Origin of the sequence: Burkholderia sp. JPY481 (assembly GCF_038900515.1) — a bacterium.
GTDB classification, from domain to species: domain Bacteria; phylum Pseudomonadota; class Gammaproteobacteria; order Burkholderiales; family Burkholderiaceae; genus Paraburkholderia; species Paraburkholderia youngii.
In genome coordinates, this window is the sequence record NZ_JAYMRT010000011.1 from 141,796 (window position 1) to 159,161 (window position 17,366).

Annotated in this window: 22 protein-coding genes; 15 read left to right on the forward strand and 7 right to left on the reverse strand. The window is 65.8% G+C overall.

The genetic code is table 11. The features are described 5' to 3' along the window. Nucleotides 1-164: 164 nt before the first annotated feature. Nucleotides 165-467 (reverse strand): addiction module antidote protein, encoded by a 303-nt coding sequence (locus VSR82_RS24840; RefSeq protein ID WP_368582337.1) that lies wholly within the window; start codon nt 465-467, stop codon nt 165-167. After that, nucleotides 464-853 carry a type II toxin-antitoxin system RelE/ParE family toxin gene (locus tag VSR82_RS24845; RefSeq protein ID WP_429455800.1) on the reverse strand — a complete coding sequence of 130 codons (390 nt, stop codon included), beginning with the start codon at nt 851-853 and terminating at the stop codon, nt 464-466. Before VSR82_RS24845 ends, VSR82_RS24840 begins: the two co-directional genes overlap by 4 nt. Before the next feature lie 274 nt (nt 854-1,127). Between VSR82_RS24845 and VSR82_RS24850 the strand changes: the two genes are divergently transcribed. The 6 genes from VSR82_RS24850 (at nt 1,128) to VSR82_RS24875 (ending at nt 3,641) form a co-directional block, all read left to right on the forward strand. Continuing rightward, nucleotides 1,128-1,496 carry a nuclear transport factor 2 family protein gene (locus VSR82_RS24850; RefSeq protein WP_176379337.1) on the forward strand — a complete coding sequence of 123 codons (369 nt, stop codon included), beginning with the start codon at nt 1,128-1,130 and terminating at the stop codon, nt 1,494-1,496. Nucleotides 1,497-1,518: 22 nt separating this feature from the next. Then, nucleotides 1,519-1,797, forward strand: coding sequence for a hypothetical protein (locus VSR82_RS24855; RefSeq protein ID WP_368582340.1), 279 nt, complete (start codon nt 1,519-1,521; stop codon nt 1,795-1,797). A gap of 64 nt (nt 1,798-1,861) precedes the next feature. Further along, nucleotides 1,862-2,326 carry an RbsD/FucU family protein gene (locus VSR82_RS24860; protein WP_368582341.1) on the forward strand — a complete coding sequence of 155 codons (465 nt, stop codon included), beginning with the start codon at nt 1,862-1,864 and terminating at the stop codon, nt 2,324-2,326. A 36-nt stretch (nt 2,327-2,362) separates the two neighbouring features. Then, nucleotides 2,363-2,770: a VOC family protein gene (locus VSR82_RS24865; RefSeq protein ID WP_429455799.1), complete on the forward strand. Its 408-nt coding sequence runs from the start codon at nt 2,363-2,365 to the stop codon at nt 2,768-2,770. Nucleotides 2,771-2,872: 102 nt separating this feature from the next. Beyond that, the gene (locus VSR82_RS24870) at nt 2,873-3,307 is read left to right on the forward strand and encodes a DoxX family protein (RefSeq protein WP_176379340.1); all 435 of its coding nucleotides are present in this window, start codon (nt 2,873-2,875) and stop codon (nt 3,305-3,307) included. Between the two features lie 61 nt (nt 3,308-3,368). Next, nucleotides 3,369-3,641 (forward strand): hypothetical protein, encoded by a 273-nt coding sequence (locus tag VSR82_RS24875; RefSeq protein ID WP_368582483.1) that lies wholly within the window; start codon nt 3,369-3,371, stop codon nt 3,639-3,641. A 22-nt stretch (nt 3,642-3,663) separates the two neighbouring features. On the opposite strand, the gene VSR82_RS24880 is transcribed toward VSR82_RS24875, so the two are convergent. Together VSR82_RS24880 and VSR82_RS24885 are read right to left on the reverse strand one after the other, a co-directional pair. Next, nucleotides 3,664-5,124, reverse strand: a complete 1,461-nt coding sequence (locus VSR82_RS24880) for an MFS transporter (protein WP_429455798.1) — start codon at nt 5,122-5,124, stop codon at nt 3,664-3,666. A 157-nt stretch (nt 5,125-5,281) separates the two neighbouring features. Continuing rightward, nucleotides 5,282-6,583, reverse strand: coding sequence for an MFS transporter (locus VSR82_RS24885; RefSeq protein ID WP_429455797.1), 1,302 nt, complete (start codon nt 6,581-6,583; stop codon nt 5,282-5,284). 291 nt (nt 6,584-6,874) lie between these two features. Between VSR82_RS24885 and VSR82_RS24890 the strand changes: the two genes are divergently transcribed. From VSR82_RS24890 to VSR82_RS24920, 7 genes are all read left to right on the forward strand, one after another. Further along, a complete protein-coding gene (locus VSR82_RS24890; RefSeq protein WP_410849465.1) occupies nt 6,875-7,582 on the forward strand; it encodes a response regulator transcription factor in 708 nt (235 codons plus the stop codon). 225 nt (nt 7,583-7,807) lie between these two features. After that, nucleotides 7,808-8,776, forward strand: a complete 969-nt coding sequence (locus VSR82_RS24895; RefSeq protein ID WP_429457710.1) for a 4-hydroxyproline epimerase — start codon at nt 7,808-7,810, stop codon at nt 8,774-8,776. Then, a complete protein-coding gene (locus VSR82_RS24900; RefSeq protein WP_429455796.1) occupies nt 8,773-9,924 on the forward strand; it encodes an NAD(P)/FAD-dependent oxidoreductase in 1,152 nt (383 codons plus the stop codon). Before VSR82_RS24895 ends, VSR82_RS24900 begins: the two co-directional genes overlap by 4 nt. Further along, the gene (locus VSR82_RS24905; RefSeq protein ID WP_429455795.1) at nt 9,917-10,192 is read left to right on the forward strand and encodes a (2Fe-2S)-binding protein; all 276 of its coding nucleotides are present in this window, start codon (nt 9,917-9,919) and stop codon (nt 10,190-10,192) included. Before VSR82_RS24900 ends, VSR82_RS24905 begins: the two co-directional genes overlap by 8 nt. Continuing rightward, entirely contained in the window at nt 10,189-11,481 is a 1,293-nt protein-coding gene (locus VSR82_RS24910; RefSeq protein WP_429455794.1) for an FAD/NAD(P)-dependent oxidoreductase, read from the forward strand. Before VSR82_RS24905 ends, VSR82_RS24910 begins: the two co-directional genes overlap by 4 nt. A 157-nt stretch (nt 11,482-11,638) precedes the next feature. After that, complete coding sequence (locus VSR82_RS24915; protein ID WP_152851539.1) at nt 11,639-12,406, forward strand: AraC family transcriptional regulator; 768 nt, start codon at nt 11,639-11,641, stop codon at nt 12,404-12,406. Nucleotides 12,407-12,423: 17 nt separating this feature from the next. Then, nucleotides 12,424-12,753 (forward strand): hypothetical protein, encoded by a 330-nt coding sequence (locus tag VSR82_RS24920; protein ID WP_429455793.1) that lies wholly within the window; start codon nt 12,424-12,426, stop codon nt 12,751-12,753. Nucleotides 12,754-12,826: 73 nt separating this feature from the next. Here the strand turns inward: VSR82_RS24920 and VSR82_RS24925 are convergent, their stop codons facing one another. From VSR82_RS24925 to VSR82_RS24935, 3 genes are all read right to left on the reverse strand, one after another. After that, complete coding sequence (locus VSR82_RS24925) at nt 12,827-13,081, reverse strand: hypothetical protein (RefSeq protein ID WP_429455792.1); 255 nt, start codon at nt 13,079-13,081, stop codon at nt 12,827-12,829. A gap of 153 nt (nt 13,082-13,234) precedes the next feature. Beyond that, the gene (locus VSR82_RS24930) at nt 13,235-13,567 is read right to left on the reverse strand and encodes a hypothetical protein (RefSeq protein WP_176106532.1); all 333 of its coding nucleotides are present in this window, start codon (nt 13,565-13,567) and stop codon (nt 13,235-13,237) included. Nucleotides 13,568-13,765: 198 nt separating this feature from the next. Next, nucleotides 13,766-15,655 carry a bifunctional sugar phosphate isomerase/epimerase/4-hydroxyphenylpyruvate dioxygenase family protein gene (locus tag VSR82_RS24935; protein WP_429455791.1) on the reverse strand — a complete coding sequence of 630 codons (1,890 nt, stop codon included), beginning with the start codon at nt 15,653-15,655 and terminating at the stop codon, nt 13,766-13,768. 317 nt (nt 15,656-15,972) lie between these two features. Here VSR82_RS24935 and aroQ point away from each other — a divergent pair, with 317 nt between their 5' ends. Both aroQ and VSR82_RS24945 read left to right on the forward strand, forming a co-directional pair. Next, the gene (gene aroQ / locus VSR82_RS24940) at nt 15,973-16,428 is read left to right on the forward strand and encodes a type II 3-dehydroquinate dehydratase (RefSeq protein WP_018434232.1); all 456 of its coding nucleotides are present in this window, start codon (nt 15,973-15,975) and stop codon (nt 16,426-16,428) included. Then, nucleotides 16,425-17,363, forward strand: a complete 939-nt coding sequence (locus VSR82_RS24945; protein ID WP_368582353.1) for a shikimate dehydrogenase — start codon at nt 16,425-16,427, stop codon at nt 17,361-17,363. The genes aroQ and VSR82_RS24945 overlap by 4 nt, the downstream gene beginning before the upstream one ends. The last annotated feature ends 3 nt before the right edge of the window (nt 17,364-17,366 follow it).

Below are 17,366 nucleotides of genomic sequence, written 5' to 3' on the forward strand. Positions count from 1 at the left end.
TGATAGTCAAAGCGTGCAGGCAATCGATTACCTGAGAGGTAATGCCCCGCCAATTTCAACCAACGCGACGTGCGGCCGATACCGTCGCTTCACACCAACGATTGCGCCGGCCCCGGCCGCCACGCGTGAATTCGCGCGACGCACTGGCCAGCGCCGCGCCCGGCTCAGGCGGCGGCCATGCGCAGCGGCACGGCGGTGAATTTGACGCCGATCGCACCCGCCAGCTTGAGGACCGTGTCCATGCGTGGCTTGGAGCCGGGCGCGAGTGTCTTGTACAGGCTTTCGCGGCCCAGGCCCGCTGCCGCGGCGATCTTCGTGATGCCGCGTGCCTTGGCGATGTCCGCAATGGCGGCGAGCAGCAGGTCGGAGTCGCCCTGGTCGAGCGCGGCGTTCAGATAGGCCGCGACCATCTCGTCGTTGTCGAGGTACTTCGATGCGTCGAAGCGCGCCGTTTTGATTTTGCTCATGACCGTTCCTTTCTGATGGTTGCCCACATTGTTCCGGCATGCCTGATATCGGCCTGCTGCGTGGACTTGATACCCCCGCACAGCAGCAGATACATCATGCGCCCCTCGCGCGCGTAGTAGACCCGGTAACCCGGGCCGCAATCGATGCGCATCTCGAACACGCCGTTTTCCAGCAACTTCGCGTCGCCGAAAAGTCCGCGTTCCGCGCGCCGGATTCGCACGAGAATTTGCGCCTTGGCCTTGAGGTCGGTGAGGCCGTGAAGCCAACGATCGAACTCCTCGGTGCAGTTGATCGTGTACGCGCGCGGTGTTTCGAACTGCGGATGATTGTATCCTTGAGGATACGGTCGTGCAAGCGAAAAAAGTGTCTCGATAAAGCGGTCCAAGCCGTCCTCCCGTTCATTGCATTGCCCGCCTCGCGAAGTCATCGGCAGGCTTCGTGAGGTTAGCGATGCAAAGGTTTCTTGACGACTCGGCCGGATGGCCTATTTGGCGTGAAGGACAGTGAAAGACGCTGCGTGACAGCGACGCTGCATCCGCTTGATTACCTCCCACGTAATCGACGCAGTGCACGCGAACCGTCAATCTTCACTCCGAGCCCGCCGCATGCGATGCGTATGACGCGCGAAGCGCTCAGTCCTGCCAATTGAGGAGTTTGAGATGAATGCACATACCGATCTGATCGACCGTTATTTCGACACCTGGAACGAGACCGATGGCGCGCGTCGTCGCGAGTTGATCGCGGCCACGTGGAGCGCCGACGCCGACTATCGCGACCCGCTGCTGGCGGGGGCGGGCCACGATGGCATCGACGCGATGATCCGCGCGGTGCACGAGCGCTTTCCGCATCACACGTTTCGCCGTACGACCGACGTCGACGGGTTCGCGAATCGTCTGCGCTTCTCGTGGGCGCTGACGACGCCCGCTGGCGAGGCGATCGTGAAGGGCTCGGACTTCGGCGTGGTGGACGCGCATGGACGCTTGCAAGCGGTCACCGGTTTCCTCGACGAAACCCCTGGCGCCGCCTGAGGCGCTTTTCACGGAGACGATCATGCACGACCCCGCCGCTGCCAGGCCCGCCCAAGTCCATCTCGCGTTGCTGCGCGTCGCGGCCGCGTTCGATGCGTTATCGAGCGCGATCGCCGGTTTTGCGCTGCTCGGCGGCGCGCGGGCGTTCATGTTCATCGCACTGTTCGGCTGGCGCGAGCCGGTGCTCGGCGGCGCGGGGCTCGTGCTGCTCGCTCTGGTCGGATGGCTGCGCTGGCAATGCGGTGCGAGCGCAGCGCCGCAAGACCCGCGACGCGCTTGCTACAATCGATCGTCGTGCTGATGACGCGTGACACGCACGACCTCACCGCCGCGGCATGTTCCCAACCGAACGACCAGGAGACCCCGTGCTGAAAAATCTGGACCCGCTACTGAACGCCGATATCCTCCACGCACTGCGCTCGATGGGCCACGGCGACGAGCTCGTGATCTGCGACGCCAACTTCCCGGCCGACGCGGTCGCGCGCGATACCGTGCTCGGCAGGCCGCTGCGGCTCGACGGCGTCAGTTCGCCGCGCGCGATCCGCGCGGTGCTGTCGGTGCTGCCGCTCGACACCTTCATCGAGCATCCCGCGTCGCGCATGGAAGTGGTGGGCGAGCCGCAGACGATTCCCGCCGTGCAGCGCGAAGCGCAAGCCGAGGTCAATGAGGGAGAGGGGCGCGAGGTGCCCTTCGTGTCGATCGAGCGATTCGCGTTTTACGAGCGTGCGCGCCGCGCATACTGCGTGATCGCGACCGGCGAAGAGCGCGGCTACGGTTGCTTCGTGTTCACGAAGGGCGTGTTGCTCGCGCCGGACGCACCGCGCGCATAGTCGCGGCCACCTTCCCCGCTTCATCGGGACAAAACCATGAGCTTCCAGCTAGACGGTCTCGATCATCTCGTTCTGAACGTCGCTGACGTCGAAGCGAGCGCGGCCTGGTACGCGCGGATGCTCGGCATGCAACGCACCGAGTTCATGTCGCGCAGCGGCATGCGCGTGGCGATGACCTACGGCAATCAGAAGATCAATCTGCGTCCCGCGTCGGCCGATACCGTCGTCTGGTTCACGTCGCGCGAGGTGGTGCCGGGCACGGCCGACCTGTGCTTCGTGACCACCGCGAGCCCGGACGAAGTCAAGGCGCACTGGCTCGCGCAAGGCGTCGCGATCGAGGCGGGGCCGGTGGAGCGCGACGGCGCGCGCGGCAAGATGACCTCGGTGTATTGCCGCGATCCGGACGGCAACCTGATCGAGGTCGCCACCTATCCACCAGCCTGAGCGGGCTTGGAAATCGTCGCCATTGCACATATGCTCAGGGGCGAGGCGGGGAACTGAGCCCGTCTATTCGGGTCTGCTGCTTATTCATTACAGGAGTCCCCCATGTCGCGTCCCGTCGATTTCGGCATTATTTTCATCGCCCGTCTTGCGCTTTCCGTGCTGTTCCTGTGGAGCGGGGTGATGAAGCTGCTGGGCTATGCGGGCTTCGTCGGCTACCTGCATTCGAAGGGCGTGCCGTTCGTGCAGATCGCCGCGCCGATCGCAACCGCGGTCGAGGTGCTCGGTGGCCTGCTGCTCGTGATCGGCTTCAAGGTGCGACCGCTCGCGCTGATCATGGCGGTGTATACGGTCGCGACCGCGGTGCTCGGCCACGACTTCTGGAATATCACCGACCCTGCGCTGCAGCACGACATGGTGATTCATTTCTGGAAGAACATCGGAATCGCGGGCGGTTTCCTGCTGCTGTTCGTCACCGGCGCGGGGCGTCTGAGCGTCGACAACGCGCGCGCGCCGCGCAGCGGACTCGGCGGCCTGTAGGGCGCGGCCCGGATCCTGCTACCAGCAGGGTTCCAATCCGCGCCATTCAAGGGAGCAGATGATGATTCAGAACTTCGAGCAAATGATCGGCGGCAAGCTCACGCAACTGTGCGCGAGTCTCGGCGAAGGGGCGACGCCGCATCGCGTAATCATCAGCCTCGCCGATTCTGCGAAGACGCTGGTGGTTCTGGATGCGTCCGGATTCATCGGCACGCTGAAGGCGGAGATCGAGGACCCGGAGAAACTGGTCGCCGATGCGATCGCCAAGGCGCGCGACGAAGGCCTGATCGAGCGCGCAATCGATACCGGCACGATTCAGGAGGCGTCGCTGTAGGCGCCTGCGTTACCCACACCGCTTACTTACTCGCGGCTCTCGCCCCGCGCGCAGACGACGCCGTCGCGTGCGGCTCCGGATGCACGAAGCACGCAAGCACGAGACCCAGCACCAGCAATCCCACCGAAATAGCCGTCGCCGCCTGCATCCCCGGCACGATCTGGGTCGCGGCCGCGCCGCCCGCGAGCGCCCCGAACGCCGCCACGCCCACCGCGCCGCCGGCCTGGCGCGCCGTGTTCAATACCGCCGACGCCGTGCCCGCGCGCCGCGCTTCGGTCGAGGCGAGCACCGCCGTCGTCATCGCCGGCACCGCGAGCCCCATGCCTGACGGAATCAGCAAAAACGGCAGCAGCAGGCCGATCAGCGGCGTGTCGGCATCGACGAGATGCAGCAGGCCGTAGCCGAGACCGGCCGTGATCGCGCCGAGGATCATCGGCACGCGCACCCCGAGGCGGCCGATCACCCAGCCGCTCGCGACGTTCGAGACCAGGAAGCCGCCCGTCAGCGGCAGGAACGCGAGGCCCGCCTGCAGCGGCGTGTAGCCACGCACGCGCTGCAGGTAAAGGCTCAGCACGAATACCATGCCGTAATACGTCAGGTTCACGCAGATACCGAACAGCACCGCGGCGCTGAACGTGCGCGTGCCGAACAGCGACAGCGGCAGCATCGGGCTCGCGACGCGCGCTTCGACGAACACGAACGCGACCGCCGCCAGCAGCGCCAGCACGAAGCCGCCGGCGACCAGCGGATGCGCGAGCCCGAGCGGCCGCCATTCGATCACCGCGCCGACGAACGCGGTCAGCGCGACGATCGCGAGACCCTGGCCGCCGAGATCGATGCCGCGCGGCGTCGCGCCGGTGTTGCCGCGAGCGGCGGCGGGCGCGCGGCGCTGCGCGGTTTGCGGACGCGGAATCCACAGCAGCGTCGCGAGCAGGCCGGCCGCGCAGATCGGCAGATTGACGAGGAAGATGCTGCGCCAGCCGAACGCGGCGATCAGCAGACCGCCGGCCACCGGCCCCGCCGCGATCGAAATCGCGCCGGACGCGGTCCACAGGCCGACCGCGCGTGCGCGCAGCTTCGGGTCGTGGCCGAACGATTGATTGAGCAGCGCGAGCGAATTCGGCAGCATCGCGGCCGCGCCGATGCCTTGCACCGCGCGCGCGGCGACCAGCATCGGCGCGTCGAGCGCGAGTCCGCAGGCCAGCGACGCCAGCGCGAACAGCACGATTCCGCACGCGTACATGCGCCGCGCGCCGAAGCGGTCGCCGAGCGCGCCGGCCGACAGCATCAGCACGGCGAACGCGAGCGTGTACGCATCGACGACCCATTGCAGTCCCGCGACGTTCGCGTGCAGATCCGCGCCGATTCGCGGCAGCGCGATATTGACGATGGTCACGTCGAGTTGAGTGACCACGAAGCCGACGCTGACGGTCGCGAGAACGCGGCCGAGGGTGGGCGAAAAGGAGGATTTGGATGAGTTCATGACTGCATCGTATGCCCGATGCAGCGTGCCACGTTTCGGCGCGGCGTGAAGTATGGATGTCGCCCGTACGAGTGACGGCGCGTCGAAAACCGCGCCGTCGCGGGGCGCTTCGTCGACACGCTGGATGCGGATCGACGAAGCGAGATGCGGCGTCGGCTTAACGCCCCTGCGGCGCGTCCTTGATGAACAGCGTGGTCAGTGCGCCCAGCACGCAGATGGCCGCGACGTACAGCGGCGCGGCCAGCGGGTTCGACTTCATCATCAGCGAAACGGCGATCGGCGTCAGACCGCCGAACACCGCGTACGCGACATTGTACGAGAACGAGATGCCCGAGAAGCGCACGACCGGCGGGAATCCGCGGACCATCACGAGCGGAATCGCGCCGATCACGCCGACGAACAGCCCGGCGAGTGCGTACAGCGGCACGAGCAGGGACGTGTCGACGGTCAACTGGCGAAACATCACGTAGTACGTAATCGCAAGCGCTACGCCGCCGACGAAAATCGTGCGACCCGCGCCAAACCGTCCGGCGATCGAACCCGCCATCACGCAGCCGATCGTCAGGCACAGCGTCGCGACACAGTTCGCGAGCAGCGCGGTAGCCGGCTCGATGTGGAATTGCTTTTGCAGCAGCGTCGGCGTCATCAGGATCACGACGACGATCGCCGCCGACAGCATCCACGTGAGCAGCATCGACACGATCACCGCGCGGCCGTGATCGCGCAGTACGGCCTTCAGCGGCACTTCCGCGGCGATCGCCTTGCGCTGCTTCAGCTCGGCGAACACCGGCGTCTCGTGCAGCCAGCGGCGCAGGTAGACCGAGAACATGCCGAACACGCCGCCGATGAGGAACGGAATACGCCACGCAAACTCGGAAATATCGGCCGGCGTGAAATGGCGATTGACCGCCGACGCGATCAGCGAGCCGAGCAGAATGCCGGCGGTGAGGCCGGCCGTCAGCGTGCCGCACGCGTAGCCGACGTGCCGCCCGGGCACATGCTCGGACACGAACACCCATGCGCCCGGCACTTCGCCGCCGACCGCCGCGCCCTGCATCACGCGGAACAGCAGCAGCAGCACCGGCGCGAGCACGCCGATGCTCGCGTAGGTGGGCATCAGGCCCATCAGCAGCGTCGGCACCGACATCAGCAGCACGCTCAGCGTGAACATGCGCTTGCGGCCGAACAGGTCGCCGAAGTGCGCCATGATGATGCCGCCGAGCGGCCGCGCCAGATAACCGGCCGCGAAAATGCCGAAAGTCTGTACCTGGCGCAGCCAGTCCGGCATCGCCGCCGGGAAGAACAGCTGGCCGATCGCGGGCGCGAAGAAAACGAAGATGATGAAGTCGTAGAACTCGAGCGCTCCGCCGAGCGCGGCGAGACCGAGTGTCTTGTAATCGCTGTGCCCAAGCGGGCGTGGGGTGACAGCCTGTGCTCCACCCAGATTTGTTGCTTGCATTGCCATGTCTTTTGTTGAATTGGGAGCCACGCGGGTCACGCGTGGACATACGGCGGTCGTCGGGCGAGAAGTGTGGCAGGCGCTGGGTAGAGCACGGGACACGGGCGCGCCGTCCGGATAGGGCGGGCGCGCTGACGACGGAGGCCGGCGCGAATTTTACAGGATGAAAGCGGAAGTGCCGCGGAAGCGCCCAGTTGGGCGAAGAAAGCGCCGAAATTCGGAATGCTCCGAAGGGAGGGACCGGGGTGCGCCCCGGAGAATGGCCCGCGAGTCCTTTTCGAGAGTCATTCCATGCGCGTTGCTGTCCTTCAGCGTGACCCGGTCATGCGTCAGTCCATTAAATCAATGCTGGTGAGAGCCGGCCATTTCTGCGCCGCGTATGACGACGGCCGCGCGATGTCGAAATCGCTCGTGCACTCCACCATGGATCTGCTGGTGCTCGACTGGCAGGATACGCGGCCCGCCGGAGCGGACCTGTTGCGCTCGATGCGCGTCGTGGCGGGCGAGCATGTGCCGATCATGTTCGTGTCGAACGACAGGTCGGAGGAAAGCATGGTGCGCGCGCTCACTGGCGGCGCCGACGAATACCTCGCGTTGCCGTTGCGGGACGCCGAGTTTCGCGCGCGAGTCGCGGCGCTGCTGCGGCGCGCTTACCCGGTGAGCTTCAGCGCCGCGACGTGCTTCGAGATCGGCCCTTATCGCTTTGACACGCATCGCCGGGCGGTCGCGCTGCATGGCGAGCCGGTACCGTTGTCGCCCACGCAGTACCGGATCGCGGTGCTGCTCTTTTCCAATATCGATCGCGTGATGTCGCGCGACCATATCTTCGCGACGGTGTGGGGCCGCGAGTTGCGCGAATACACGCGGACCATCGACAGTCACGTGTCGCGGCTGCGTCTGTTGCTCGCGATCGAGCCGCGTAACGGTTTCCGGCTGCAGCCTGTATACAGGAGCGGCTACCGGTTGCTGCGGGTCGGTGACCACGTGCTCAGCGAATGAAGATTTGCAGTCGGCCGGGTATATGCTGAAATCCGCGTTATAGGCTGTCGGGCTGGCCAGCGGCGTTCGGTGCCGGGTTCGGAGTGATGTTTGTCGACGCCGATACCGAATAGCGGGACGTTCCGCACGCCGCGCGCGCGGCGGATCACACATCGTCCCGGTATGCCGAAATCGTCTCAATCCGCGCGCACGCGCACCAAGACCCACCTGCCCGCGATTCCTACCATGGGCGACATGAAAACCCTCAACATCATCGACTCGCACACCGGCGGTGAGCCTACCCGCCTCGTGGTGTCGGGTGGCCCGGATCTGGGCGGCGGCACGCTCGCGCAACGGCTCGACGTTTTCCGCACCCGCTTCGACGACTGGCGCGCCGGCATCGTCACCGAACCACGGGGTTCGGACGTGGTGGTCGGCGCGCTGCTCTGCGAGCCCGACGATCCTAGCTGCGCGGCCGGCGTGATCTTCTTCAACAACGTCGGCTATCTCGGCATGTGCGGTCACGGCACGATCGGGCTCGTCGTGTCGCTCGCGCACATGGGGCGGATCGGGCCGGGACGGCACCGGATCGAAACGCCGGTCGGCGTGGTGGAGGCGACGCTGAACGAAGACGGCGGCGTCGCGGTGCGCAACGTGCCCGCGTATCGCCACCGCAAGGCCGTGCAGGTCGACGTGCCTGGCTATGGCGTGCTGACCGGCGACATCGGCTGGGGCGGCAACTGGTTTTTCCTCGTGGCCGAGCATGGGCACGAGCTCGAAGCCGCGAACATCGCGAGCCTGACGGCTTTCAGCTCGGCGATTCGCGACGCGCTGATCGCACAGAACATCACCGGCGCGAACGGCGCGCTGATCGACCATATCGAGCTGTTCGGACCGGGCTCGCGCGAGGGCCTCGACAGCCGCAGCTTCGTGCTGTGTCCGGGCAATGCGTACGACCGCTCGCCGTGTGGCACCGGCACCAGCGCGAAGGTTGCGTGCCTCGCGGCCGACGGCAAGCTCGCCGAAGGCGCGGTGTGGCGCCAGGAGAGCATCATCGGCAGCGTGTTCGAGGCGAGCTATCGCGCCGCGGGCGATGGCGTTCACGACGGCGTCCGCGTGATTCCGACCATCACCGGTCACGCGCACATCATGGCCGAGGGGCGTCTGTGTTTCGATGAGCGCGATCCGTTTGCGTGGGGTATCCGGACCGCATGAGCCGGGACGCGCTGATCATCGGAGCGGGTATCGTCGGTGCCGCGTGCGCGGCGGAACTGGCCGCGCTCGGCCTGCGTGTCGACGTGCTCGACGCGCAGCGCATCGGCGGCGGCGCGACGGCGGCCGGCATGGGCCATATCGTCGTGATGAACGACTCGCCCGCGGAATTCGCACTGAGCCGTTATTCGCGCGAGCTGTGGCTCGAACTCGCGCCGCAGCTTCGCGCGCGCGACGCGTTCGCGCGCTGCGGCACACTGTGGGTCGCAGCCGACGACGAAGAATGGCAAGCCGCGCGCACAATGCATGCGGCGTTTGAGAGCCAAGGCGTTGCCGCGCAACTGATCGACGCAGCCGGGTTGCGCGCCTGCGAACCGGCGCTCGCGCCATCGATGGCCGGCGGCTTGCGCATCGAGCACGACAGCATCGTGTATGCGCCGACCGCCGCCGAATGGCTGCTCGCCCGATCGCCGCACGCGGCGAACATCGGCGTGCGGCTCGGTGCGCAGGTCACGTCGATCGATGCGGGTGGTGTGACGCTGGCGAGCGGCGAGCGCATCAGCGCGGCGCAGGTGATCGTCGCGAACGGCATCGGCGCGGCGCAATTGCTGCCGTCGCTGCCGATGCAGCCGAAGAAAGGCCATCTGCTGATCACCGACCGCTACCCGGGGCTCATCCGTCATCAACTGCTGGAGCTCGGCTACGTCAAGAGCGCACATCACGCGACCGGCACGTCGGTCGCGTTCAACGCGCAGCCGCGTCCGACCGGGCAATTGCTGATCGGCTCGTCGCGCCAGTTCGAAACGACCGATCCCGCCGTCGAGATGCCCGTGCTCGCGCAGATGCTACAACGTGCAGCGCAATATCTGCCGGCGTTGCCGACGCTCAGCGGCGTCCGAGCGTGGACGGGCTTTCGTGCCGCGTCTCCGGACGGCCTGCCGCTAATCGGACCGGCCGGCGAGTTTGCACCCGAATTTGGCGCTGGTTCCACGTCCCGCGTATGGCTTGCGGTCGGTCACGAAGGACTGGGCGTAACGACCTCACTTGCGACCGCGAAACTCCTCGCGGCGCAGATCGCGGGCCACGCCGCGCCGATTCCGTTCGAACCTTATCTGCCGGTCCGTTTTGCTGAACAGGTGTCCCATGACTGACACTGACGCGGCTAGCATCCGTTTGACGGTCGATGGTTGCTGCATCGAAGTGAAACCCGGTACGACCGTGGCCGCGGCGCTCGCTATGGCGGGTATCCGCGGCTCGCGTCTTTCGGTCACAGGCGAGCCGCGCGACGCGTTGTGCGGGATGGGCGTGTGTCAGGAGTGCCGCGTGACGATCGACGGACTCGCGTACGTGCTCGCGTGCCAGACGCTGTGCCGCGACGGCCAGCGCGTGCAGACACGAAACGGGACCGTAGACGCATGACGCAGCACTTCGACATCGTGGTGATCGGCGGTGGTCCGGCCGGGCTGAATGCCGCGCGAGCGGCGGCGCAGGCAGGCGCGACGGTCGCGCAGATCGATGACAACCCGCGCGCCGGCGGCCAGATCTGGCGCCAGGGGCCCACCTATCCGCCGCAAGCGCCGCTGCATGCGTTACTCGCAGCGTTGCAATCGCAGCAAAACTTCACTTACTGGCCATCGACGCGCGTGGTCGCGCCGCTCGGCGCGCAAGCTTTGCTGCTCGAATCCGCCGAACACGGCGGCGTGTCGATCACCTACGACAGACTGATTCTCGCGACCGGCGCGCGCGAGCGTCTTCTGCCGTTTCCCGGCTGGACCTTGCCCGGCGTAACCGGCGCGGGCGCATTGCAGGCGCTGATCAAAGGCGGCATGCCGGTGCGCGGCGAACGCATCGTGATCGCCGGCAGCGGCCCGCTGCTGATGGCCGCGCTGGCCACCGCGCGAGAGGCCGGCGCGCATGTGATCGCGGTGGTCGAACAGGCATCGGCGGCCGAGGTCGCGCGTTTCGGCGTGTCGCTGCTGCGCGAGCCTGCGAAGCTGCGTCAGGCGATCAGCCTCACGCGCGGTTTCGCGGGACTGCGCTACTGGACCGGCAGCATCGTGCGCGAAGCCCGCGGTGCCGAGCGCGTGCAGCAGGTGACGATCCGGCGCGGCGAGCGCGACGAGACGCTCGACTGCGACCGCCTCGCGTGCGGCTACGGACTGCTGCCCAACGTCACGCTTGCCCAGGCGCTCGGCTGCGCGATTAACGACGCGGGTGAAATCGTCGTCGACGCTGGGCAGCGCACCTCGCTCGAGCGCGTTTATGCGGCGGGCGAGTGCACAGGCGTCGGCGGCGCGGAACTCGCTTGCGCGGAAGGCGAGATCGCCGGGCTCGTGGCGAGCGGCGCGGCGGCGGCCCAGCGCGCCGCGCTGACGGCGCTCGTTCTGCAGCGCGCGCGCTGGCGGGGCTTTGGCGCGCGCGTCGCGGCGTCGTTCGCATTGGGCGAGGCGGCTCGCACGCCGCCCGCCGACGCGACGCTGCTGTGCCGTTGCGAGGACGTGAGCGTCGGCGAGGTGCGCCGCTGCGCCGACTGGCGTGACGCGAAGCTGCAGACGCGCTGCGGCATGGGCCCTTGCCAGGGGCGCATCTGCGGCGCGGCCGCGAGCCTGTACTTCGGCTGGCCGGCCGCTGCGGCACGTCCGCCATTTAGCCCGGCGCAAATTGGCACGCTGATGAGCGCCGCTGAGCCGCCGACAGCGGCGCCATGACGGCTCCGCGCTTACCCTCGGCGGATATTGGCGCGCGGCGCGCGGCTCTATAATCGATCGCTATCAACTGCACGAGCAGGCTGCCCGGCCGCACCGCGCAGCGATCCGCGAACGCAACCCAACGCAATCAACCAGGCCGCACCAACGGAACCGCACGATGAACACGCTGGCTCATCCGCTCGAACCGGACGATACGACGCTGTCCGGCATGCTGTCGCATTTCAGGTTGCTCGAGCCGGTATTCGATGCAATGCCGGACGTCGTGTTCTTCGTGAAGGACGCGGACGCGCGTTACGCGCTCGTGAACCGCACGCTGGCCTCGCGTTGCGGCTTCAAGGAAAAGGCGGCGCTGCTCGGCAAGACCGCGGAAGACGTGTTTCCGCGCCGCTTCGGGCGCATCTATACCGCGCAGGACAAGGCGATCATCGGCGTCGGCAACCAGATGCTCGATCAGCTCGAATTGCATCTGTATCCGGGCCGTCAACCGGGCTGGTGCCTGACCTGCAAACAGCCGTTGCGCGATGCGAGCGGCAAGGTGGTCGGCCTCGCCGGCATCTCCCGCGATCTGAAAGCCGACGAAAGCAGCCACCCGGCCTACAGCCGGCTCGCCGCCGTCGTGCAGTCGATCCAGGAGAATTACGTGCAGCCGCTGAACCTGAAGCAGCTTGCGGCGATGGCGGACATGTCGGTCGCGCAGTTGGAGCGCTACTTTCACAAGGTGTTTCATCTGACGCCGCGCCAGGTGCTGCTGAAAACGCGGCTCGATGCGGCGACCGCGCTGCTGGTTTCGCATGACAAGGTCACCGACGTCGCCGCGCGTTGCGGCTACACCGATCACAGCGCGTTCACGCGGCAATTCAAGGCGACCGTCGGCGTCACACCGACCGAATACCGGATGTTGCTGCACGGCACGCTGCGCGGCTGAGCGGCATCGGGCGTGTGATGGCGGCTCGCGGGCATCACTATTACGTGTACGTCGTCGCGCTCGACGACCAGGTGTGGAATGAGGCGCGCTTTCGTCGCGCGAATCCCGATTACCGTTTCGACAAGCCGTGCGTGTACGTCGGCATGACCGGGCTCGACCCGGACTTGCGCTTCGATCGGCACAAGGCAGGCATTCAAGCCAACCGATATGTGCGCGACTATGGTTTGCGTCTGATGCCCGAACTGTACGAAGTGTTCAACCCGATGCCTTACCGCGGCGCGCAGGATATGGAAGTGGAGCTGGCGATCGGGTTGCGCGAGGCGGGGTATGGGGTGTGGCAGGCTTGAGAGGCTTGAATGAAAAAAGGCCGCGGCAACGTCGACCGTTGCCGCGGCCTCAAATCTTTACGATGGTCGTCCTTTACTTCACCCCAAGCCCCCGCAACACCGCATTACCCTCGGACGTGAGGCGGATATGCGAGCTGCCCGCGTCGTTCGAAACGGTCTCGACGAGACCTGCTTCGTAAAGCTGCGGAATTTCGGGTTTTGCGGATGCATCGATCGGTGCGTGCAACAACAGCAGCAGCGTCGCGAGTTCGTGATGGCTCAACAGACGGCGCAGGATAGTGGGCCGCTTGGCCGGCGTTTCGTTGGTATTCGGTTCGGGCTGGTTCATGGAGCGCACCTCGTGCGGGGACATGTCCGGGGATGTTGCGGACGAAGTCTTAAACGATTCTTAAGACTCCATTGTCCTGTAACACCGTGACATGAACGTTGCAATGGATCAAATTCCGGCGCCCGCAACTTCGGTTTTTTGCGCCATAAAGCCTTATGGCGCGCAGGTTTTGGCTGCCGATTCGATCCACAGGTTGCTTACATGACGCTTGCCCGCATAGAAACGGTAAGTTGTCGCGCCATTGTCACTGCGTACCTTGATGATGTTCGAGTCGCCAAAGTCGAGCATCTGGCCTTGCGGGATCCCGGTCGACTTGAACGCGGCGTTGTGGTGATTGGCCAACTGCGTCAGACAGGCGACGACGTCGTCGACCGAACGCTGCGTCGTCGTGTCCGTGACGGGTTCGCCGGAATCGGGGTCTTTCTGGAAATACGCGCAAGCGTTGAGAAGCAGCGAAAGGGACAGGACTGCAGCGAACTTCTTCATATCTCTCCTGGCGTTGATTCGGCGATTCGGCCGAGGGTCCACGCGTCGCGCGGGCTGGACCGCAAAACAGCCGCCATTATATCGAGACGGCGAATCTGCCCGTTGGGGGCGCAAATCGCGTGCCTGAGAAGACGAAATCCGTATCGACGCGGCAACTTTTCAATGACGAAGCCGCCGCCTCGGGTGTCTGCCTGCCCGCTACTTGCGGCGCTGTGCCTGAGCCGCGAGCCGCACCGCCGCATTGGCCGCGCCATAGCCGTCATAACCACCGCGCCGCTCGACGATTTCGAGGAAGAAGCGCTGGTCGAGTTGCTCCGTATAAGCGTGGAAAAACTCGCCGCCGCGTTCGTCGCGGTCGTACAGGATATTGTTCGCGCGCATCGCTTCGAGCAGCGTGTCGGACAGCGCGTAGCGGGCCGCGAGGTCGTCGTAGTAATTGCGCGGAATGCGCAGGATCGGCACGCCGTCGGCGACGAACTCGGGGATCGCGCTGAAGATGTCGCCGGTACTGAAAGCGACGTGGTTCAGTCCGGAACCGTGATACATGTGCAGCGCCTCGGCTACCGCGGTATGGCGATCCACCGATGCATTCAGTGCGATCCGCACCGAGCCGTCGGCGCTGCGCAGCGCGCGGCTGCGCACGAGGCCGTACGGATCGGGCACGAGCACGCCCGGCTCGGCCTGGAAGCCGAACGCGGTGCGCAGAAACAGCACCCACGTATCGAGCGCACTCGCCGGCACCGACAGGCACACGTGGTCGATGCGCTCGAGCGGTCCCACCTCGGTCGGCCCGTTGATGTCAGTCAGCACGAAATCGGCCTCGAACAGCGTGGGCTGATCCGGCGTTTCGTCGACGAAATAGTTCAGGCTCCCATCCGGTGCCTGCACGGCCGGCAGCACGCGCTCATTCGGCCCGATTTGGCCGGAGAACGGCGTGTAGCCGAAGCCGGCGGCGCGCTCGAATGCCTGGCTCGCGTCGTCGACACGAAACGCCGATGCGCACAGCGACAAGCCATGCTGCTGGAAAAACGCGTTCGCGAACGAATCGGGCTCGGCGTTCAGCACGATGGATGCCGCGCCGTGCTGATACAGCGTCACGTCCTTCGAACGATGCTGGCCGGCCTGGCGAAAGCGCAGCTTGCCGAGCCAGTCGGCGAGCTGCGCGCGGGTGGTGTGATCGACCGCGAATTCGAGGAACTGATAGCCGACGTGCGCGGGTGCGGCGGGCGAGCGGTACAGGTCGCCCGATGTCTTCTGCGGCTGCTGCCCTTCGAGCAGCGCGCGAGTTTGCTCTTCGAGGAACAACAGCGAGCGATGGCCATCGGCGGCCGTGATCGTGGTGGGGGCGGCGCGAAAGCCGTCGTTGAAGATTTCCAGCGAGAGCGGGCCCTTATAGCCGGCCTTGACGACCTGCGCGGTGAAGTTCGCGAGATCGAAGTCGCCCTGGCCGGGGAAGCAGCGGTAGTGGCGGCTCCATTCGAGCACGTCCATCGCGAGCTTCGGCGCGTCTGCGATCTGCACGAACGCGATGCGCTCGCCCGGAATCTCGGCGATCGCGTCGAGCGTGTCGTTCAGCGACAGCGTATGAAAGCTGTCGAGTACGAGCCCGAGGCTCGGATGGTTCACGGCGTCGACGAGTTTCCACGCGTGGCGGTACGTCTTCACGTGCTTGCCCCAGGCGAGCGCCTCGTAACCGGCGATTACGCCGGCCGCTTCGGCCGCGCGCGCCAGCGCGCCCAACTGGTCGATCATCAGTGAGTCGTCGCAGATCGTCTCGGGCGACACGTTGCTGCACACGAGGATCCGGTCCGTGCCCAGCTCGTGCATCACGTCGAACTTGCGCTTCGCGCGATCGAGGTTGCGCTCGAGCCGCTCGGGACTGACGCCGTCGAAATCGCGAAACGGCTGGAACAGCATGATCTTCAGGCCGAGGTCGTCGGCGATGCGGCGCACGTCGGCCGGCGAGCCGTCGAAATACAGCAGGTCGTTCTCAAAGATTTCGACACCTTCGAAGCCTGCCGCGCGGATCGCGCTCAGCTTCTCGACGAGGGTGCCGCTTATCGACACGGTGGCTATCGAACGTTGCATGAACGGCTCCTGCAAAGACGGACAAACGAAAGGGAAACAAGCAGACAAACCGCTGCGGCGCGCCTTTGGGCGCGGCCTGCCGGGCTTGCTGCAATGCGCAAATGAGCTATTTCGTTACGCACTGCAGCAAGACGCAGACCAGAATACCCCACATTAGCCGGGAGTTTCGCCAGTCTATACAAACTAACTAGATGGTACAAATTCGTAGAAACCCCGAATGACGGCGACGGCCGATGAGCGCACACTTCGTCATGCGTCGAAGAACCGTCGCGAGAGCAGCGGTTCGAGTCGCGCTTCATTTTGTGGGAGTCGTTGTCATGAGCTTTGCCTCCGTACTGGTCCTGAACGGACCGAACCTCAATCTGCTGGGCACGCGCGAGCCGGCCATCTACGGCTCGGAAACGCTCGACGACGTCGCGAAGCTGTGCCGCGACGCGGGCGAGCGCCTCGACCTCGCGATCGACTTCTGCCAGTCGAACGCCGAGCATCAACTGATCGACTGGCTGCACGCGGCGCGCACCAAGGTCGACGGCATCGTGATCAATCCGGCCGCGTACACACATACGTCGGTTGCAATCGCCGACGCGCTGACGGCGATCGAAAAGCCCGTCATCGAGGTGCATATCTCGAACGTGCATAGGCGCGAAGCGTTCCGGCATCACTCGTACGTGTCGGCGGTGGCGGACGCGATCATCGTTGGCTGCGGCACGCAGGGTTATGTGCTCGCGCTGGAACGGATGGCGACGATTCTTAAGAATAGGGCGGCGAAATGAACACTCAAGCGAACACACAGGAAAATCCCCGGACCGACGCGCAGATCACCGCGTTGGCCAATGCGCAGGCGAGTTTGCGGGCCACGCCCCAGTCCTTTCTGGTCGGACTGATCGGCTCGGGCATCAGCGGTTCGCTCACGCCCGCAATGCACGAGGAAGAGGGCAGCAAACTCGGTCTGCATTACGTGTATCGACGCATCGATCTCGATGCGCAGAAGCTCGATTCCGCCGCGCTGCCGGAGCTGCTGACCGCGGCCGAACGGATGGGTTACAACGGCCTGAACATTACCTATCCCTGCAAGCAGGCGGTAATTCCGCTGCTCGATGAACTGTCCGATGACGCCCGCGCGCTCGGCGCGGTCAACACCGTGCTGTTCAAGGACGGCAAGCGTATCGGTCACAACACCGACTGGTCCGGCTTCGCGCGCGCGTTCCAGCGCGGCCTGCCGGACGTGTCGCTGGAGCGCGTCGTGCAGCTGGGCGCCGGCGGAGCCGGCGCGGCGGTCGCGCACGCGGCGCTGAACATGGGCGCGCAGTCGCTGACGCTGTTCGACGTCGATGCCGCCCGCGCGCAATCGCTCGCCGACGAATTGCAGGCGCGTTTCCCGAAAGCCAAGGTCAGCGCGGGCACCTCGCTCGAAGAATCGCTCGCCGCCGCGCAAGGACTGATTCACGCGACGCCGACCGGCATGGCCAAAATGCCCGGCCTGCCGCTGCCGGCCGAGTTGCTGCACCGCGACCTGTGGGTTGCCGACATCGTCTATTTCCCGATTCGCACAGCGCTGCTGCAGGCGGCCGAGGCGCTCGGCTGCCGCACGCTGAGCGGCGGCGGCATGGCGGTCTACCAGGCGGTCGACGCGATGCGCATTTTTACGGGCCTCGAGCCGGACGCCGAGCGCGTCTACACCCATTTTCAATCGCTGTTGCAACGCTAACCG

Bases quoted from the DNA above. Each gene is read 5' to 3' on its own strand.
- VSR82_RS24840 (WP_368582337.1), bottom strand. From the start codon at position 467: ATGAGCAAAATCAAAACGGCGCGCTTCGACGCATCGAAGTACCTCGAC.
- VSR82_RS24850 (WP_176379337.1), top strand. From the start codon at position 1,128: ATGAATGCACATACCGATCTGATCGACCGTTATTTCGACACCTGGAAC.
- VSR82_RS24855 (WP_368582340.1), top strand. From the start codon at position 1,519: ATGCACGACCCCGCCGCTGCCAGGCCCGCCCAAGTCCATCTCGCGTTG.
- VSR82_RS24865 (WP_429455799.1), top strand. From the start codon at position 2,363: ATGAGCTTCCAGCTAGACGGTCTCGATCATCTCGTTCTGAACGTCGCT.
- VSR82_RS24870 (WP_176379340.1), top strand. From the start codon at position 2,873: ATGTCGCGTCCCGTCGATTTCGGCATTATTTTCATCGCCCGTCTTGCG.
- VSR82_RS24875 (WP_368582483.1), top strand. From the start codon at position 3,369: ATGATTCAGAACTTCGAGCAAATGATCGGCGGCAAGCTCACGCAACTG.
- VSR82_RS24880 (WP_429455798.1), bottom strand. From the start codon at position 5,124: ATGAACTCATCCAAATCCTCCTTTTCGCCCACCCTCGGCCGCGTTCTC.
- VSR82_RS24885 (WP_429455797.1), bottom strand. From the start codon at position 6,583: ATGCAAGCAACAAATCTGGGTGGAGCACAGGCTGTCACCCCACGCCCG.
- VSR82_RS24890 (WP_410849465.1), top strand. From the start codon at position 6,875: ATGCGCGTTGCTGTCCTTCAGCGTGACCCGGTCATGCGTCAGTCCATT.
- VSR82_RS24895 (WP_429457710.1), top strand. From the start codon at position 7,808: ATGGGCGACATGAAAACCCTCAACATCATCGACTCGCACACCGGCGGT.
- VSR82_RS24900 (WP_429455796.1), top strand. From the start codon at position 8,773: ATGAGCCGGGACGCGCTGATCATCGGAGCGGGTATCGTCGGTGCCGCG.
- VSR82_RS24905 (WP_429455795.1), top strand. From the start codon at position 9,917: ATGACTGACACTGACGCGGCTAGCATCCGTTTGACGGTCGATGGTTGC.
- VSR82_RS24910 (WP_429455794.1), top strand. From the start codon at position 10,189: ATGACGCAGCACTTCGACATCGTGGTGATCGGCGGTGGTCCGGCCGGG.
- VSR82_RS24915 (WP_152851539.1), top strand. From the start codon at position 11,639: ATGAACACGCTGGCTCATCCGCTCGAACCGGACGATACGACGCTGTCC.
- VSR82_RS24920 (WP_429455793.1), top strand. From the start codon at position 12,424: ATGGCGGCTCGCGGGCATCACTATTACGTGTACGTCGTCGCGCTCGAC.
- VSR82_RS24925 (WP_429455792.1), bottom strand. From the start codon at position 13,081: ATGAACCAGCCCGAACCGAATACCAACGAAACGCCGGCCAAGCGGCCC.
- VSR82_RS24930 (WP_176106532.1), bottom strand. From the start codon at position 13,567: ATGAAGAAGTTCGCTGCAGTCCTGTCCCTTTCGCTGCTTCTCAACGCT.
- VSR82_RS24935 (WP_429455791.1), bottom strand. From the start codon at position 15,655: ATGCAACGTTCGATAGCCACCGTGTCGATAAGCGGCACCCTCGTCGAG.
- aroQ (WP_018434232.1), top strand. From the start codon at position 15,973: ATGAGCTTTGCCTCCGTACTGGTCCTGAACGGACCGAACCTCAATCTG.
- VSR82_RS24945 (WP_368582353.1), top strand. From the start codon at position 16,425: ATGAACACTCAAGCGAACACACAGGAAAATCCCCGGACCGACGCGCAG.